Raw genomic sequence first — 17,422 nt, forward strand, 5'->3', positions numbered from 1 at the left:
GATGGCGATCCGGGTCAGACCGGGGGCCGAGCAAACCCGCCCGACGTCTGGGACATCAAATGTCCGCGAAGTAGAATGGGACTCGATCCACGGAAACCATCAGGGCCAGCGGCAAACACTCTGCGACAACAGGCCGGACACAAGACTGTAACTGACTACGGTATGCCGAAACTTCAAAAAAGCCTTGCAATGCAGGAGCCATCCACACAAGACGTCGGCCCAATGGCGCTTCCCCACGTGGATTTTAGCGGCCGAACTCATCCAACGCTGAGCGAAGTACGGCGAGTGTGCGCTCATCTTGTGCCTGAGAAACGTTCAACCTGAGGAAACCGGTCGCACTCTGCGCAAGGCTGAAGGCGTTACTCGGTCCATAGCGGCACGAGCCTCCCGACGATGCCGGCGAGCGGCACCGGCCCGAAATACCAGCTGTCGAAGGAGCCGGGGGTGCCGCCGTTGAGCAGGAAAACCTCGTTGCCGGTGAGCCTGCGGCAGGCATTCCACCAGGGCAGCGGGCGGTCCTGGCGGTCCGCCTTAAGCCGGCGCGCGACGATCTCGCCGCCGATGATGATGGCGTCCTTGAAGGCGCAGACATGGCCGCCAGGGAGTGCCGCGACCCGCTTCACCAGCGGCAGGTTGCGGGGCAGATAGCCGCGTCCGGCGGCGAACGCGGTGAGGGACTCCGGCATGCGGACGAGCACGAATTCGCCGCGGGCGGGCGCGGCGGAGTCGATGCGATAAAGCCCGACCGACGCGCTGGCCGAGACGTTCCACATCAGCCGTGGAGACGGATCTGCTCATATTGACGGAGCAGGTAGTGGGAGGTCCAACTGGACGGGTAGTTCGATATGAGGATGGGCTTGTCGGCCGGCTTGGGTGGGAGCGACAGATACGCATATGTCCGCAGATCGAGGGCAGCAGACGCCGCGGACATGGTACGGCGAAGATCGGCTGCATCAACGCTCGCCAGCAAACTCTCGAAGAAAGACTCGAAAATCCGATGTGGCTGCATTTCCTGTAACCGGAGCGGTCCAATTGAGAGCCATTGAAGAATACGGAATACCATTTATAATGTCCAAACTTCACGAATGAAACCTGCCAGCGCAGCCCCAAAAAGCCGTTTTTGCCGAGTTGCTCGATCTCCGTTGGAGAAAGCCCATGAAGAAGACACACCTTGCCACCCTCACTCGAGACGAGATCAGGGAGAGTGCCCCCCATTCCCTGGTGGTTCTGCCCATCGCCGCCATCGAGCAGCATGGCCCGCACCTGCCGATTTCGACCGATACCATGATCGTCACCCAAGTGGCCGACACGATCGCCCGCCGCCTCGCGCCCGAGTTGAAGATACTGGTCGCGCCGACGCTGCCCTACGGCATTTCCCATCACCACAAGCCGCATCCGGGCGTGATGACGGTCGGTACGGCGAACATGCTGGGCATCCTTGAGGACCTGGTCGGCAGCCTGGTCGGGTCCGGTTTCAGGCGGATTGCCATCCTGAACGGCCACGGCGGTAATGTCGACGTCATGAACATCATTGCCCGCGAGATGAACTATCGGCACGATGTGACCATCACGGCGCTCGACGTGTGGGAGTTCTACGAGGATCCGGAGGGGATCGTCGTGGGGCACGCCGGGAAGGCCGAAACCGCGGTCATGATGCACCTCACGCCTGAGCTGGTCTCCGCAACGCTGCCGGGACCGGCCGAGATGGTGACCAAGAGCCGCATCGACGGTGTGCGGGTCTTTCAGGCGGGCAAGCGGCTGGGGCTCGGGCCGGGCTACGGCGACGACCCGTCGAAGGCGACGGCTGCGCTCGGCGAGGAGATTTTCGAACACTTGTGCGAACGTTGCTCGGATTTCATCCGCAAGGTCTGCGCGCTCGATGATCGCTGAGGACGGCGTCGCAGAACCAGGAGACGAAGCTCGAGACGGTCTTCTCGCGCGAGGTCCGCGTGATCAGGAAATAGCTTTCATCCTCCAGCATGGCGACATCCGATAGCACCACAAGCTCCCCGCGAACGATCTCCCGGCGGAAGACCTCGACTGGGCAGAGCGCCACGCCGCTGCCGGCCAGAACCGCTCCAGCCAGCAGGTTGATGTCCTGGAACACCGGCCCCCGCGGCCGGCCCGACGAGGGGACGCCCGCCTTGTCGAGCCAGTCCCGCCAGCGCGCTCGCGTCTCGTCGTGCAGCAGGTCGGCTGCGGCAATCTCCGGCGCGGTGGCAAGCGGACCGGCCCTTTCGAGATAGCGCGGGCTTGCGACCGGAAGGGTCCTGCGCGAGAAGAGCCGCTTGCACCGAACGGCTTCCGAACGGTCGGCGCCGACGGTGATCAGCACATCCGCGTCCGTCTCGCGCAGGCGCTGGCCTGCTCCCGCGTAGATCACTTTCACGCCGACATCCCGGTGCCGTTCCAGGAAATCGCGCAGCGCCGGGATGAGCCAGCGGACGGCGACGGACGGGATCGAGGCGACGGTGATGTCGCCGGATGCCCTCGTCCTCAGCCGCTCCACCTCGCCGGCGATGCTCTCAAAGCCGGCCGTCAGCGTGGCTGCAAGCCCTGCCGCTTCCGGCGACAGTCGCACGCCCCGCCTCTCCCTCAGGAACAGCGGTCGTCCGAACCACGCCTCGAGCTGGCGGATCTGGTGGCTGACGGCGGCGTGCGTGACGTGCAGCTCGTCGCCGGCCCGCGAGAAGCTGGAAAGCCGCGCGGCCGCCTCGAAGACCCTCAACGCACCGAGCGGCGGAAGCATGTGTGAGCCCTCTTTGACGACCGGGTGAGAACTCCTCGTTTGTGAGAGTGCCGCTCCTGCGGAATAAGAAGGGCGCGGTCCCTGTCGTGCCGCCCTGTTTCAGCAACGGCTCCCAGAACGGGGAAAGGTTCATGTTCGTGCGCAGCCTGCGGGACGTCGAGGCGTCCGGGCATTTCGTCGAGTGGGGCAACGGCACCAGCCACCGGCTTCTGACCGAGGCAGACGGCATGGGTTTCACGATCTGCCACACGATGGTGCGGGCGGGTACCGTCTCGCTGCTCCAGTACCGCCGACATCTCGAAGCCTGCTACTGCATCGGCGGCGAAGGCGAGGTGGAGGACATGGACGGCAACGTCTTTTCCATCCGTAGGGGCGACATGTATGTGCTCGACCGGCACGACCGGCACTATCTGCGCAGCGGGAAGACGAGCGACCTGATTCTGGTCAGCGTCTTCAACCCGCCGCTCAAGGGCACGGAGCGGCACGACCTCAGCAATGCCTCCGGATCCGAATACTAGATCACCCATCGCACCTTGCCTGCCGTACCGCACTTCCTGTTTGCGCCGACTTCCGCTTCAAGCCCCACCCGCGCCCAGGCCCGCCTCTGCGCTCCATGTCCGTCCCGGAACGGCCGCGAGCAGGCTGCGGGTATACTCGTGCTTCGGACTGGCGAAGATCTCCGACGTGCTGCCCATCTCCACGATGCGGCCGCGATGCATCACCGCCACCTCGTCGCACACCTTTGCGGCCACGCGCAGGTCGTGCGTGATGAAGAGGATGGCCAGATCGAACTTCTCGCGGATGCCGTTCAGAAGCTCCAGCACTTGCGCCTGGACCGTGACGTCGAGCGCCGAGACGATCTCGTCCGCCACCAGCAGCCGCGGTTCCATGGCCAGCGCCCGGGCGATGCAGATGCGCTGCCGCTGCCCGCCGGAGAACTGGTGCGGGTAGCGCGAGAGCGCGTCCGGATCGAGGCTGACGAGCGTCATCAGCCGCCGCGCCCTTTCCCAGGCCTCCCTCTTCGGTACGCCGAAATTCATCGGCCCCTCGATGATGGACTGACCCACCGTGCGGCGCGGATTGAGCGACCGGTAGGGGTCCTGGAAGACCATCTGGACGTCCTTGCGCGCGTCGTGCAGGCGGCGCTTGGAGGCCGCGGCGAGATCGACCCCGTCCAGCCTGATCCTGCCGCCGTCGCAGTCGATCAGGCGCATCACGCAGCGGGCGACCGAGGTCTTGCCGGAGCCCGACTCGCCCACGACGCCGAGCACCCTTCCGCCGCGCACGGTGAAGCCGACGTCGTCGATCGCCCTCACCTCGCGTTTCGAACCGAAGAAGCTTGTGCCCCTATAGATCTTCGACAGCCCCTCGACGGACAGCGCTACCGGCTTGACGGGCGCTTCAGCTCGAGTTCCTGGCGTCAGGCTTGGGACGGACGATATGAGCATCTTCGTATAGGGGTGCTCCGGCGCGTCGAGCACGCGGCCGGCATCGCCTTGCTCGACCACCCGGCCCGACTGCATGACCACCACGCGGTCCGCGATCTCCGCCACCACGCCGATGTCATGGGTGATGAACAGGATCGCGGTGTCGTGGGAGCCTTGGATCTCCTTCAGAATGCGCAGGATCTGCGCCTGCGTGGTGACGTCGAGCGCGGTGGTCGGCTCGTCGGCGATGAGCAGCTTGGGCTCCAGCGCAAGGGCGGCTGCGATCATCACCCGCTGCCGCTGGCCGCCCGAAAGCTGATGCGGATAGAGACGGCGGATGAGCTCCGGGTCCGGCAGGCTCACCGCACGGATCACCTCCAGGACGCGGCGCGTCCGCTGGTCCCGGCTCATGTCGGTATGCGTGGTCAGCACCTCCTCGATCTGCCTGCCCGCCGTCATCACGGGGTTCAGCGCCGTCATCGGCTCCTGGAAGATCATCGACATGCGGCTGCCGCGCAATTGCCTCAGCCGCTCAGGAGAGGCGCGCAGCAGGTCTTCTCGTTGGAAAAGGATTTCGCCGCCGACCGGAACCAGTTCCTTCGACAAAAGGCCCATGACCGCAAAGGAGGTGATCGACTTGCCCGACCCGGATTCGCCGACCAGGCAGAGGATCTCCCGCGCCGCGATCGACAGGCTGACACCCTCGACGGCGTGTTCGCGGTCCGCGCCCTTCGGGAGGCGGACGGTCAGGTTCCGGATGTCGAGAACGGGCGCGCCACTCGCCGGCCGGGTCTTTTCGGATAGGTTCATCTGGGGACGCCTCACATTTTCTTTGCCAGCCGCGGGTCGAGCGTATCGCGCAAGCCGTCGCCGAGGACGTTGACGCCGAGCACGATGAGCACGAGGCAGGCGCTGGGGAAGAAGAGGATCCAGGGCGCGATCTGGAACGACACCCTGGCTTCGGCGATGATGTTGCCCCAACTCGGGATCTCCGGCGAAATCCCGGCACCCAGAAAGCCCAGCGACGCCTCCGTCAGCACCGCGGAGGCGCCGATGTAGGAAGCGAGCACGATGAGGGCCGCGATCGTGTTGGGCAGGATGTGGCGCCAGAGGATCGCCACCGTGCTCGTGCCGGCGGTGACCGCCGCCTCCACATAGGCCTCCTCCCTGATGGTGAGCACGATGCCCCGGACGAGCCGGACGACACGCGGGATCTCCGGCAGGGTGATGGCGACGACGACGCTCGTCAGGCTCGCGCCGCCGACCGACACCATGGCGATGGCCAGCAGCAGGCTCGGAATGGCCATCAGCCCGTCCATGATCCGCATGACGACGGCATCTATCACGCGGATGTAGCCGGATGCAGCGCCGATCACCATGCCGATCACGATCGAGATCGCCGCGACGGTCAGACCGACGAGCAGGCTCGTCCGCCCGCCATGGACGACCCGGCTATAGACGTCGCGCCCGAACAGATCGGTGCCGAACCAGTGGGAGGCAGACGGCGGCTTGATCCGCTCCATGGGCGCCATGGCGGTCGGGTCGATGCTTGAGACAAGGGGAGCGAAGAGCGCCGGGACGGCCATGATCACCACGATGACCAGGCCGAGGGCGACACTGGGGTTGTCGAGAATTTTCTTCAAGGCGTCGTGTTCCCGGTCAGTAGCGGATGCGGGGGTCGAAGAAGGCATAGGTGATGTCGGTGGCGGTGTTGATGAGCACGTAGGTCGCCGAGACCAGCAGGATGAGGCCCTGTATGACGGGATAGTCACGCTTGGAGATCGCCTCCACCGTTAGCCGCCCGAGCCCGGGGATGTTGAACACACTTTCCGTGATCACGACGCCCGAGACGAGAAAGGCGAAGCCGAGGCTGACGACGGTGACGATCGGCACCGCGGCGTTGCGCAGTGCGTGTCGGGTCAGGATTTTCCGCTCCGGAACGCCTTTCGCCCGTGCCGTCCTGATGTAATCCTCGTTGAGGATTTCCAGCACGCTTGCGCGGGTGATGCGCATGATCAGCACCATGTAGCTGGTCCCCAGCATGAAGGTCGGCAGGGCGATGTGCCTCAGAAAGGGCGCGAGGCCCTCCCTGATGCTGACAAAGCCCTGCACCGGGAAGGGGGTTCCCCTTCCGGCGAAGAAATAGATGAGCAGATAGCCGAGCACGAAAGTTGGAACCGAGAAGCCGAGCACCGAGAAGATCATTACCGCCCGATCGCCGAGGCTCCCCGCCCGCCAGGCGGCATAGGCGCCGAGCGGTATGGCGACCACGACCGAGAAGATGATCGTCGTGATCGCCAGCGAGATCGTCGGCTCCAGCCGCTGCCGCACCAGTTCCAGAACCGGCAGGCTGGTGTAGATCGAGACGCCGAAATCGCCGTTGACGAGGCCCCAGAGCCACAGCCCGAATTGCTCGGGAAGCGGGCGGTCGAGGTTCAGCGCCTCGTAGATTCGCGCGATATCTTCCGGGCTCGCCTCCTCGCCGGCGATGATCCCGGCGGGGTCGCCGGGGGCAAGATGGAGCAGTGCGAAGACGAACAGGGCGATGAACCCCAGGACGGGCACGGCACCCAGAAGGCGTCTTATGGTGAAGTTCAGCATCGATACCCCCGGCGGATGCTTACTACTGCTTCTCGATATTCCAGAAGACGGGATAGTTGATCCCGGCGATAAAGCCGTCAATCTTGGTGCTGACAGCATACGGGACCGCCCACTGCCCGAGCGGATACCAGGGGGTGTGGAGGCTAAAGGCCCGCGCCTGGAAGTCCCCGGCAATGCCGACGCGCTCGTCGTGACTGCCCGCCTTGGCCCATGCGAGCCTCAGATCCTGCAGCTCTTTGTCGCATGCTCCTGCGAGATAAGGCTTTTCGCAATCGACGCCGAAGCGCGAATGGAAAAACGGATCGCCGAAGGTTGTAGAGGCTCCGAAGGTCATCATGATGTCCCATCCGCCCTCGCTGGTGGGGCCGGTCACGGCGCGGCGCTTGGTGAGCGTCGCCCAGTCCATCGCCTGGTGATCGACGGTCAGGCCGATACTCCTCAGCCGGTCCGTAGTCAGCAGCATGGCGGCGTGGATCTCCGGCTCATCCGTGGGGTCGAGAATGACGATCGGCTGGGAGAAATCCCACCCCGATTCTTCGAATAGCTGCCGCGCCTTCTCAGGATCGTAGCCGGCAATGGCCTCGCTGTTCACATCCGATGCCGAGGCGGATTTGCAGTCGTACATCGAAGCGCAAGTGAAGTAGAGGCTTGGATTGCCGACCATCACCTGCAGATAGGCGGTCTGGTCGATCAGCCAGGCCAAGGCCTCGCGCGCCTTCACATTGTCGAAGGGCGGGTGGCGATGGTTGACCATCAGATACGCGAACCAGCCTGTGGAGTCTTCGAATTTGACGGTCGGATCGGCTTCCAGTATGGGGAGCAGATCGCTCGGCACCCCCTCCCATATGTCGATCTCGCCGGCCAACAGGGCGGTCATCGCGGATTGCTTGTCGGGCTGGATGTTCCATACGACACGGTCGACTTTGACGACTTTGCCGCCGGCCCAGCCGCTCGCCGGCTCGTTGCGGGGCACATAGTCCGGGTTCTTACGGTAGACGAGCTTGTTGCCGGGAACCCATTCCTCCTCGACGAAGATGAAGGGGCCCGACCCGGTATAGTCGGTGATGGGTGTGCCCGGATCGGTCATCGCCACCCGCTCGGGAAAGATGAAGGGAATTCGCGAGAGGCTCCGCCCCAGCACCTCGATGGTGGCGCCGAAAGGCTCGTTCAGCTCGAATTCGAAGTTCGACCTATCGACGACGCGGAATTCCTTGATGAAGTCAAACAGCAGCTTTCCACTCGTGTCCGCTGCGCCCCAGCGCTTCAGAGAAGCGATGCAATCCTCCGGCGTGACCGGCACGCCGTCGTGCCATTTCAGGCCCTCCCGGAGAGTGAACCTGTAGGTCAGCCCGCCCTCCGAAAGCGTATAGTTCTCGACCATCTGAGGCTGCACGATGCCCTTTCCGTCGATCGCAAACAGCGTATCATAGATCATGAGGGCGTGAATCTTCGGTACGCTTCCCGTCGATGCGATCGGATCGAGCGAGGCCAGGTCCGAAGACGGCGCATAGTAGAGGGTGGTTTCGGCCGACGCTTGCGACGGAGAAGCCGCGCTGGCGGCGACCGCAAGCATCAAACCTGCGATGCCTTTTCCCATTGAATTCATGTCATTTCTCCCTTCTGAAGTTCGCCACCGCCACCACCCACCACGCGTCTTCGCGCGCTTGATGCGGATGACAGTTCGACACTGGCGACTCTGCCTATAGCATCGATGCTGTATACAGGTCATCCTCTTTTCTGCTGCTTGCTATTCGCCTGTCGAATCTCTCCACGGGATTCTTATCGGCACGACAACCCGACTATAGCGCAAAATTCGGAATACGGAATACCCAACTCGTAATTTTCAACCGGCATCTCTGCAGGCGGGAATTCATCGGAAGGCGGCACCCGCCCTTGCCGGCTGGGCAATGGGGTGCCTTTCGGAGGTGCCGGTTTCGGCGGCGAACCCCTTGAAGGACCGGCGATTCATCCGTCTTCGTCCCGTGCTGACTGCATGCGCGGTCAGATTGACGGGAACGCGGGGACGGCCTAAGGAAATGTGCTGAAAATCATGCATGCGGGATTCTTTACCCAATGTCATGCGGCGCGGAGCGGCGCGCGAAACGACCAGATCAGGAGAGAGGCGGTTCATGGAACTCCCGACCCGGACATCCCATCTTTACCGGCAAATCCACGACATCCTTTGGGAAAAGATCCTGCACGGCGAGATCGAGCCGCTGGAGCGTCTCAAGGATGTCGAGTGGGCGCAGAAGCTCGGCGTCAGCCGGACGCCCGTCCGCGAAGCCATGCGGAAGATGGAGCAGGAGGGAATCCTGCGGCCTCTGAGCCAAGGAGGCTACGAGGTGCGCCCCGTCTCCGATGAGGATCGGCGCGAGCTCTACCTGTGCCGTGCGGCGCTCGAAGCGGTCGCCGTGCGGGAGGCGGCCGGCAAGGCCAAGCCGCGTGCAATCAAGAAACTCGAGCGCTATCTTCATGACGGTGACGAGGCGATCAGGAAGGGTGACATCGACCATGTTTTCGAGCTGAATACAGCTTTTCATCGAGAACTCATCGATCTCAGCCAGAACAAGCATCTCATTGGGCTGTGCAATACGGTGCAGAAGCTCGTGCATCTCTACCGCTCGGCGCGGCTCAACCGCGTCAAGACCGGCAAGACGAACAAGGCAGAGTATCTCGAGCATCTCGCTGCGGAGCAGAGGGAACATCATGCCATTCTCGACGCGGTGAAGGCAGGGGAGGGAGAGACTGCAGCCCGGCTTATCGAACGGCACCTCCTGAAGACGGTTCAGGAGATGCACGTTGACCCTTAGGCTCCCGTGATATCAGGAGACGGGGGGCGGGTCACATTGCGCCGCGTGCGTCGACCTTCCAGATGTCGACCAGCATTTCGCCATCGACGACGTGATAGCGGTCGTAGAGGTTGACGGTCGGGTCGCAGTGCGGGATTTGGCACTCCATCCCCTCATCGAGCGCCAGATGTCGTCGGTCGTCGCTCAGGTGGACCGCCCCGTGTTCGTCGCTCCGCGGCTCATACCGCCCGAGCCCCTTGGGCGAGACGATCTCGGGCAGAGCCTTGTTGCCGGAGAAGTGCTTGAAGCCGGCGTCGGTCGTCGCCATCCCCAGCCAATTGTTGCTGATGACGCTCGTTCGGACGAAGAGGGACGGCAGAAAAGGTGCGCGGCCAAGCCGATCCAGCGCCACCGCGTCGTACTCGACATCCATGAAGACATAGCTGCCGTATTGGAGCTCGGTATAGAGCTTCAGCTCGGCATCGATGAATAGAGTGCCGGTGCTCCCGCCCGAGATCCGCTCCACGCAAATCCCGTCGGCGGTCAGTGATGCGACGATCTCGGCTATCCTGACCGCCGCCAGACGCCCGCCGGCCAGGCGCTCGTCGTGATCGGGAACATGCGACAGATGTCCCGCATAGGCCTGCAGGCCGGCGAACGTCAATCGTCCATGCGATGCGAGAAAGCGGGCGAGCTCGATCGCCGCCTCCATCGTGCCGACGCCGGTCCGGTGCCGGCCCATGTCGATGTCGAGGAGCACGTCGAGGCCGAGCTCCGACTGATCGGCAAATTCGCCCAGCCTCTTGGCCGCGTCCCGATTGTCCACGACGATCGAAACGCGATTTCCTTGCCTCAAGAGCCGGGCAAGCCGCTCGAATTTCGCCTCGGACACCAGAGGCGAGGTGACCAGAATGTCGCTTATGCCGCCTGCCGCGAAGATTTCAGCCTCGCCGATATTGGCCACGCAGATTCCGGCTGCGCCTGCCAATTGCAGTCTTCGGGCGATCTCGACGCACTTGTGGGTCTTGGCATGGGGGCGCAGCGCAAAGCCGTGGCTCCGGCAGTGGTCCGACATGGCGCGTATGTTCGCTTCAAGGGCATTGATATCGAGCACGAGGCAGGGTGTCATCAAGCGGTTTCGCGATCCAAGAAGGCCGACGAGCGCACCATTGGGGCCGAGTCCGGCGACTGCGCATGACGTCCGTAGGCTCTGCATTCCGCGCCTCCGATTCGGCAGGGCCTCATCAATATCAGTATTCCGTATACAATTTCTCGCGATCGGACAACAGCGCTGCCGGAAAGAAGACTTTCTTTCCGACGCTGGTCTTCGACGTCCGGTTCGCGGAATGGGCGAGGTCGGTAACGGGAGTATCGGAAGGGTGGTTCGAGGCGATGTCAGATCTCGATCTCGGTGTCGGATGCCACGCGTGTCACGCAGGCGAGGACGAAACCGCCCTCCTTCTGTCCTTCGGTTACTCCGCCACGGTCGTGCATCAGGACCGTCCCCCCTTTCTTCCGAACGAGGCACGTGCCGCACAGGCCCTCCCGGCAGCCGAAGGGAAGCGCGATGCCCTGGCGGCGGCAGGCCTGGAGAATCGTCTCGCCGGCGCCGATGCCGATCGTCTGGCCGCCGACCTTCAGGCGAAACGCCGCAGCATCGGCAGGGGACGAGACATCCTCCCGATGCTGCTCCTCGAGTTCGGCGCCGAACGACTCGGTGTAAAAGGCATCGGGGTCGCCGCCTTCGGCGCGGTGGATCAGCCTCGCTTCGCGCATGAAGTCCCCAGGACCGCAGCAGAATACCTCGCGCCGCGCAAGGTCGGGTATGGCGACAGACAGAAGCCGGCGCCCTATGCGGCCCCGATAGCCGAACCAGCCGGGCTCCGGCCGGCTGGCGACGAAGCCGACCGAAAGCCGCCCCATGCGGCCCTGCAAGCGCGCCAAAGCGCCGGAGAACAGCATCTCGGCGGGTGTGCGCGCGAAATGCAGCCACGCGACATCCGCCTCCGGTTCGGTGCCAGCGAGACGGCGGAGCATGGAAACGAGCGGCGTGGCGCCTGAGCCCGCCGAGATGAAGGCGAGCGGTCCGCCTCGCCGCAGGCCGAGGGTGAAGCGCCCGTGCGGCGGGCTTGCCTCAACCGCGAAACCCGGTGTGAAGGCGCGGTGCATCCACGGCGTCACCCGCCCCTGCGGGTGCGCCTTGACGGTCAACTCGATCCCCTCGCCTTCGCCAACCGCCGAGGAGATGGAGAACGTGCGGAAGTGGCGCTCTCCGTCCAAATCGAGTGCAAGCGTGATCGCCTGTCCGGGCTCGTGCCGGACAGTCCCGTCTTCCGAGCGGAAGGCGAAGGTCCTGATCGACGGCGTCTCGACGCGCACGCCCGTGCAGCGCAGCCGAAGCCATCCACACCTTGCCCGCGCCGAGGCGTTCTCGGGAATCTCCAGAACATCGCTCATGGTGGCGGCCCTACCCCGCTCGCGCCAGCGCCGCAGTGGGTCGGCCGGCGAAGGCGCCCATGCGCGCCCTGTACCAGTTCACGAAATTGCGGATCATGAATTCCGATGGCGCATAGGGGCCCGGGCGATAGGCGCTCGACCGCACGCCACGGTGGTTGTTCTCGGCAAGCGCGCGGTCCTGGTTGTTTGTGGCTAGCCACACCTTCGTCAGCCGCTCCAGATCGTAGTCGACGCCTTCGACCGCATCCTCGTGGACGAGCCAGGTCGTACGAACGGCGGTGCGGTCGGCGCAAAGCGGTGTGACGCGGAAATGCAGGATGTGGTCGGAGAGGAAATGATGCCAGTTGTTCGGCGCGCGGAACATGCGCACCGAGCCGAGGTCCGGGTCCGTGAAGTCGCCGAGGAGCTTTTTGCATGCAGGCTTGCCGTCCGTCGTGAAGGAGACGGCGCCGCGGTTGAAGGGAAGCCGGATGCAGCGGAATTCGTCGCCGCCCTCGGCAGGCCGGTGCGGCAGTCGGAGTGCCTCCCACCGCCGCGCCGCATCCTGCATCAGCGCGGCTAACCCCTCCTCCTCTTCGGCATCCTCCGGTAAGGCGAACTCGACCAGCGAAACCAGGAGTTCGGGATGGCTGCCGGCGCAGTGGTAGCACTCGCGGTTGTTCTCGATGACGAGCTTCCAGTTCGCCTTCTCGACGATGGTCGAGGTGAAGGCGACCTTCGTGCGGTCCGGCTGGTGCGGCGCGATATAGGGCGTGACCGCCGCGCGGAAGCCTTCCAAGGCCGGCGGGTCCGGCGCCATCGAAACATAGACGAGCCCGCAGACGAACTGCACCGCCACTGGCGCCAGGCCGTAGCGCGAAGTGTCGAAGCCGGCGGGCATTTGGCGCGCATGAAGAAGCCTGCCGTCGAGCCCGTAGACCCACTGGTGATAGGGGCAGACGAGGCGGCTCGCCGAGCCGGACGCGTCGGTGCAGATGCGCGCGCCGCGATGCCGGCAGGTGTTGTGGAAGGCGCGGATCTCGCCGTCCGGGCCGCGCAGCACCACGATGGACTCGCGCCCGACCTCCAAGGTCAGATAGTCCCCCGGCCGCGAAATCTCGGCGGCATTGCAGGCGAACAGCCATTCGCCCCCGAAGATCGCCTGTATGTCGGCCTCGAAGAGGTCGTGGTCGGTATAGAATGCCTGCGGCAGGGAAAAGCCATCGCGGGCTTCGTCCAGCAGGGCGCGAAGTCGGTTCTTCATGAGATGTCGCGGTTCCGTATCGGGTTCTATCGTCACGAGCGGAGGATAGTCGCCTGTGAAGTCGGGACTTTCACCTTTCCGACAGCTCGGATACGGAATACGCCAGACGTGCATTCGCAGCCTCTGGTCGCATTTCTAGAGCAAATGGTCGCAAATTCGGTCCTGTAGCGATCCGAAGCTTGGGAGGATATCCGTCGTTTCGACAATCTGGAGCGACCCATGCCCCCTCAGGTGAAGACGCGCTATGTGATCATCGGCGCGGGAATTCACGGCCTTTCGACCGCCTACAACCTTGCCCGCATGCTGGAGGCCAAGGGGCGCCGGTCTTCGGCGGAAATCACGGTTCTCGACAAAGGCACGGTCGGCTCCGGCGCCTCCGGCATCGCTTGCGGCGTCGTGCGCAACAACTACTACCAGCCGGCCATGCGCGAACTGATGGCGCATTCGGTCGGGGTCTGGGAGAGCGATCCCGAAGCCTACGCCTATCATCCGGTCGGCTATATGCAGATAAGCCCGGAGGTCATGCGCGAGGACGTCGCCGCCATCTTCGCGCAGCAGCAGGCGATCGGCTACGACTCCGTCTTCATCGAGGGAGAGCGGGACTGTCACCGCTACATGAGAGGCCTGTTCGAGGACTGGCAGGCGAAGGGCATCACCTCGGTCCTGCACGAAAAGCGCGGCGGCTATGCCAACAATCTCGCCTCGCTCGGCGGACTTGCCGCCAAGGCGAGGGAGGCCGGCGTGACGATCCGAGAGGGCGTGACCGTCACGGGCTTCGAGTTCGGGCGACAAAGCGGGGCTGTCGCGGCGGTGAACACGCATGCGGGGCGGTTCGACTGCGACCATGTGGTGATCGGAGCCGGCCCGTGGGTGCGCGATTTCTGGGCGATGCTCGGCCTGCCGCGCGCGATCCGCGTCAAGGGCCGCGACGGTCGCATGCACGATGATGTGCCGATGTGGCGCTACTGGCAGCTCGAGGAGGGCGTGCTGGAGGTCGAGCCCGGCTGCCTCGTCACCAATGACGGCGGGATGCCGCCCGTGATCCACCTCGATACCGACGCGCCGCTCTATTCGCAGGCAACAGGCCGGCTCATCGCCGAGGGATTGTGGGGCGTCTATTACAAGCCGGATTTCAATTTCGGCGGCATTCAGGGCGGTGCCATGCCCTACGAGGTGGGCCTTCCCGCCGAGGAGGTCGCCGTCGACCCCTACGGCCCCAAGAGCCCGCAATTCGTCGCCTCGGCGGATTTCGCCGACATGTGGACGTCCGCGCTCGCCTTCTGCCACAAGCGCTTCGAGGGCAAGCACATGCGCTATCGGCGGGAGAGCTCCGGCGGGATCGGCTGCTTCACGCCCGATTCCTTCCCCGTCTTCGACGTCTTCCGGGAGAATTGCACCGTGATCGCCGACTCCAACCACGGCTACAAGATGCTGGGCGTGGGGGCATTGGTCGCCGGCGAGCTTCTCGGCGAGAAGAGCGCGCTCCTGGAGCCGTTCCGGATGTCGCGCTATGAGGAAGGCAGGCTGCATCCCGTCTCGCACAGCCCCTTTCCCTGGAGCTGACGGTGGAAGCGGCGCGGGGCGAGAGTTCGATGATGAACGTCTTCCATCCATCGCTGCGGGTCCAGGCGGAAGACAGGACGCAGGCCTTCGCGCTCCTGCCGGTGCCGAGCTTTTCCATGATGAGCCTGTCGGCGGCGATCGAGCCGCTGCGCTCGCTCAACCGACTTTCTGCCAGGCAGGCCTATAGCTGGCGGCTGGTGAGCCCCGAGGGCGGCGAAGTGGAGGCATCGAACGGCATCGCGGTGAAGACCGTCAGCTACGGGGAAGCGCTGGAGGGTGCCGATCATCTGCTCGTCTGCGGCGGCCCGCCCGTCGATGCATCCTACGAACGCGCCTATCTGAAGGTCCTGCGTTACGCGGCGCACAAGGGAATTCCTCTGGGCTCCCTGTCGACGGGCACCTATCTGCTCGCCCGCGCGGGCCTGCTCGACGGCTATCGCTGCACGATCCACTGGGAGAACCGGACCGCCTTCCAGGAGGATTTCCCGGACATCGAATGCACCAACAATCTCTACGAGATCGACCGCGACCGGATGACCTGCTCCGGCGGCACGGCGGCGATGGACCTGATGCTTCACCTGATCGCGGCGCGCCACGGCGAGGAGCTGGCCTGCGCGGTCGCCAACCAGTTCCACCACGAGCGCATCCGCGGCGACGGGGCGGAGCAGCGCGGCGGGCGCATGGAATTCGTCGAGCGAATGCCCGAGCGCCTGCGCACCGCCGTCGGCATCATGCGCAGCAACATCGAGGACCCGGTCCCGCTTCCCGCCATCGCCCAGAGGTCCGGAACGAGCTCACGGCAGCTCGAGCGCCTATTCATGAGGCATACGGGCCTCACGCCGCACCGCTATTACATGCAGATGCGCCTGGAGCGGGCGCGCGAGCTGCTCATCTATTCCGACCGTCCGATCATCGACATCGCCGTGCAGACGGGCTTCGCATCCACTTCCTACTTCGCGACCTGCTATCGGCGCGTCTTCGGCGTAAAGCCCTCGGAGGCGCGCGTCCGCAGCACGCTTCAGGGGTGACGCGCGGCCAACATGCCCAGGCCTTGCCCCTCAAGCGCGTGTGCGGCGGCGAGCACGAGGGCGTCGGCTCCGACATCGCCGACGAGTTGGACCCCGACCGGAAGGCCGGCCGGGTCGGCGCCGGCGCGCAGCACGACGGCCGGCGCGCCAACGAGATTGAAGAACGAGGTGAACAGGGTCAGCGCGTTGCCGACCGGCATCTTTTCACCGCCGACCTCGACGTGAACGGCGCCGATCGGGGGAGCGACGACGGGACATGCGGGCGTCAGGAGGATGTCGACGTCGTCGTCGAAAAGAGCCCGGAACGCCTCCAGATACCGCGCAACGAGCCGCTTGCACTGGATGTAGCTCTCGGCGGAGAGGAACTGGCCGAGCACCAATCCGGCGCGAATGTCGTCGCCGAAGGCGGCACCCGGCCGGCGCAGGTTCGGCCCGTGATAGGTCAGCGTTTCGGCAAGCTGGATGGTCAGCGAGACGGTCCGCGCCTCCTCGAGGTCCGGGAGGTCCACGTCGCACAGCACCGCACCCATTCCGGCGAGGGCGTCCCGCGCCGTTTTGAAGCCCTGTCGCACCGCCGGCGCCGACCTTTCCGCCCATCCGCGCACCAAGCCCACCCGCAGCGGCCGCGCGGGCAGAGCAGCCACGACGACGCCTACGCCGACCGCGCCGAGGCATTCGGCCACGGCGATCAGGTCTCCGGCGGTCGAACCAAGAATGCCGGCGTGGTCGAGACTCCAGCAATAGGGAATGGCCCCTTCGAGACTGATGCGCCCCATGCTCGGCTTGTAGCCTGCGATTCCACAGAGCGCCGCGGGCACGCGCGCCGAGCCGCCCGTGTCGGTGCCGAGCGCGAAGGGCACAACGCCGACGGCGACGGCCGCCGCCGACCCGCCGCTCGACCCGCCCGCCAGCCGTGTCTCGTCGTGCGGATTGGCGACGGTGCCCGACCAGGCGTTCTCCCCCGTCGCGCCATAGGCGAATTCATGCAGGTTGGTCTTGCCGATCAGCACGGCGCCTGCATCGGCAAGGCGTTCTATGGCGACGGCCGACCGGTCGGGAATCCAGTCCTCGAGCACCCGGCTGCCCGCAGTGGTGCGGATTCCTCGCGTCTGGAAGATGTCCTTGGCGGCATAAGGCATGCCGTCCAGAGGACCGAGCTGCCCCCCGACCTTTCGCCTTAGGTCGGACTCTGTAGCCTGCGCCAGCGCTTCTTCGGCAGCAATCGTGATGAAGCTCCTGAGCGAGGCCTGCGTGCGCTTGGCAGCAGCAAGACTCGCCTTCGTGAGCTCGACGGCCGACCGGCGGCCCGCCAAAAGATCGGCGGCGAAGCTTTCGACCGACCGGCCGCCGCTCACTCGCCGCACCCCGCAACGGGGCTGTCGGGCGGCAGGTCGCCCAAATCTTTGTCGAGGATTCGCTCGAGACCGTGCAGCATGCTTTCGAAGTCCGACACCACGCCGAAGCGCGGATCGACGAGCTGGCGCAGATCGTCCTCGCTCCAGCGCCCGCCGAACATCTCCCTGTTCAGTGCTCTCAGCGTCTCGAACGTCACTTTGGACATCAAA

Annotated in this window: 17 protein-coding genes; 5 read left to right on the forward strand and 12 right to left on the reverse strand. The window is 64.8% G+C overall.

The window, feature by feature from the left end; all coding sequences use genetic code 11:
* Positions 1-359 precede the first annotated feature (359 nt).
* Together GM910_RS11765 and GM910_RS27820 are read right to left on the reverse strand one after the other, a co-directional pair.
* On the reverse strand, positions 360-773 hold the full coding sequence (locus tag GM910_RS11765; protein ID WP_159587741.1) for a S26 family signal peptidase: 414 nt from the start codon (positions 771-773) through the stop codon (positions 360-362).
* Positions 773-1,063, reverse strand: a complete 291-nt coding sequence (locus GM910_RS27820) for an autoinducer binding domain-containing protein (RefSeq protein ID WP_159587742.1) — start codon at positions 1,061-1,063, stop codon at positions 773-775. Before GM910_RS27820 ends, GM910_RS11765 begins: the two co-directional genes overlap by 1 nt.
* A gap of 92 nt (positions 1,064-1,155) precedes the next feature.
* Between GM910_RS27820 and GM910_RS11775 the strand changes: the two genes are divergently transcribed.
* Complete coding sequence (locus GM910_RS11775) at positions 1,156-1,890, forward strand: creatininase family protein (protein ID WP_159587743.1); 735 nt, start codon at positions 1,156-1,158, stop codon at positions 1,888-1,890.
* Here the strand turns inward: GM910_RS11775 and GM910_RS11780 are convergent.
* A complete protein-coding gene (locus tag GM910_RS11780; protein WP_159587744.1) occupies positions 1,856-2,749 on the reverse strand; it encodes a LysR substrate-binding domain-containing protein in 894 nt (297 codons plus the stop codon). The two genes, GM910_RS11775 and GM910_RS11780, sit on opposite strands and share 35 nt — an antisense overlap.
* Before the next feature lie 131 nt (positions 2,750-2,880).
* On the opposite strand from GM910_RS11780, the gene GM910_RS11785 reads away from it, so the two are divergent.
* On the forward strand, positions 2,881-3,267 hold the full coding sequence (locus GM910_RS11785; protein WP_159587745.1) for an ectoine synthase: 387 nt from the start codon (positions 2,881-2,883) through the stop codon (positions 3,265-3,267).
* Positions 3,268-3,324: 57 nt separating this feature from the next.
* Here GM910_RS11785 and GM910_RS11790 read toward each other — a convergent pair whose 3' ends face one another.
* The 4 genes from GM910_RS11790 to GM910_RS11805 are packed head-to-tail and all read right to left on the reverse strand — an operon-like array spanning position 3,325 to position 8,383.
* A complete protein-coding gene (locus tag GM910_RS11790; RefSeq protein ID WP_159587746.1) occupies positions 3,325-4,986 on the reverse strand; it encodes an ABC transporter ATP-binding protein in 1,662 nt (553 codons plus the stop codon).
* An 11-nt stretch (positions 4,987-4,997) separates the two neighbouring features.
* Complete coding sequence (locus tag GM910_RS11795; RefSeq protein WP_159587747.1) at positions 4,998-5,867, reverse strand: ABC transporter permease; 870 nt, start codon at positions 5,865-5,867, stop codon at positions 4,998-5,000.
* Positions 5,836-6,777 carry an ABC transporter permease gene (locus GM910_RS11800; RefSeq protein WP_159587748.1) on the reverse strand — a complete coding sequence of 314 codons (942 nt, stop codon included), beginning with the start codon at positions 6,775-6,777 and terminating at the stop codon, positions 5,836-5,838. Before GM910_RS11800 ends, GM910_RS11795 begins: the two co-directional genes overlap by 32 nt.
* A gap of 22 nt (positions 6,778-6,799) precedes the next feature.
* Positions 6,800-8,383: an ABC transporter substrate-binding protein gene (locus GM910_RS11805; RefSeq protein ID WP_159587749.1), complete on the reverse strand. Its 1,584-nt coding sequence runs from the start codon at positions 8,381-8,383 to the stop codon at positions 6,800-6,802.
* A gap of 523 nt (positions 8,384-8,906) precedes the next feature.
* On the opposite strand from GM910_RS11805, the gene GM910_RS11810 reads away from it, so the two are divergent.
* Positions 8,907-9,587 carry a GntR family transcriptional regulator gene (locus GM910_RS11810; RefSeq protein ID WP_159587750.1) on the forward strand — a complete coding sequence of 227 codons (681 nt, stop codon included), beginning with the start codon at positions 8,907-8,909 and terminating at the stop codon, positions 9,585-9,587.
* Between the two features lie 31 nt (positions 9,588-9,618).
* Here the strand turns inward: GM910_RS11810 and GM910_RS11815 are convergent, their stop codons facing one another.
* From GM910_RS11815 to GM910_RS11825, 3 genes are all read right to left on the reverse strand, one after another.
* Positions 9,619-10,695, reverse strand: a complete 1,077-nt coding sequence (locus tag GM910_RS11815) for a DSD1 family PLP-dependent enzyme (protein ID WP_159587751.1) — start codon at positions 10,693-10,695, stop codon at positions 9,619-9,621.
* 266 nt (positions 10,696-10,961) lie between these two features.
* Positions 10,962-12,023 (reverse strand): flavin reductase family protein, encoded by a 1,062-nt coding sequence (locus GM910_RS11820; RefSeq protein WP_159587752.1) that lies wholly within the window; start codon positions 12,021-12,023, stop codon positions 10,962-10,964.
* A 10-nt stretch (positions 12,024-12,033) separates the two neighbouring features.
* Entirely contained in the window at positions 12,034-13,266 is a 1,233-nt protein-coding gene (locus GM910_RS11825) for an aromatic ring-hydroxylating oxygenase subunit alpha (RefSeq protein WP_159587753.1), read from the reverse strand.
* 219 nt (positions 13,267-13,485) lie between these two features.
* Here GM910_RS11825 and GM910_RS11830 point away from each other — a divergent pair, with 219 nt between their 5' ends.
* Positions 13,486-14,829, forward strand: a complete 1,344-nt coding sequence (locus GM910_RS11830; RefSeq protein ID WP_159587754.1) for an NAD(P)/FAD-dependent oxidoreductase — start codon at positions 13,486-13,488, stop codon at positions 14,827-14,829.
* 2 nt (positions 14,830-14,831) lie between these two features.
* Positions 14,832-15,857, forward strand: a complete 1,026-nt coding sequence (locus GM910_RS11835) for a GlxA family transcriptional regulator (protein ID WP_246226032.1) — start codon at positions 14,832-14,834, stop codon at positions 15,855-15,857.
* Here the strand turns inward: GM910_RS11835 and GM910_RS11840 are convergent.
* Positions 15,848-17,212 carry an amidase gene (locus GM910_RS11840; RefSeq protein ID WP_159587755.1) on the reverse strand — a complete coding sequence of 455 codons (1,365 nt, stop codon included), beginning with the start codon at positions 17,210-17,212 and terminating at the stop codon, positions 15,848-15,850. The two genes, GM910_RS11835 and GM910_RS11840, sit on opposite strands and share 10 nt — an antisense overlap.
* Positions 17,209-17,418: a hypothetical protein gene (locus GM910_RS11845; RefSeq protein ID WP_159587756.1), complete on the reverse strand. Its 210-nt coding sequence runs from the start codon at positions 17,416-17,418 to the stop codon at positions 17,209-17,211. The genes GM910_RS11840 and GM910_RS11845 overlap by 4 nt, the downstream gene beginning before the upstream one ends.
* Between the last annotated feature and the right edge of the window lie 4 nt (positions 17,419-17,422).

It is taken from the genome of Chelativorans xinjiangensis (assembly GCF_009812055.1).
Lineage (GTDB): Bacteria > Pseudomonadota > Alphaproteobacteria > Rhizobiales > Rhizobiaceae > Chelativorans > Chelativorans xinjiangense.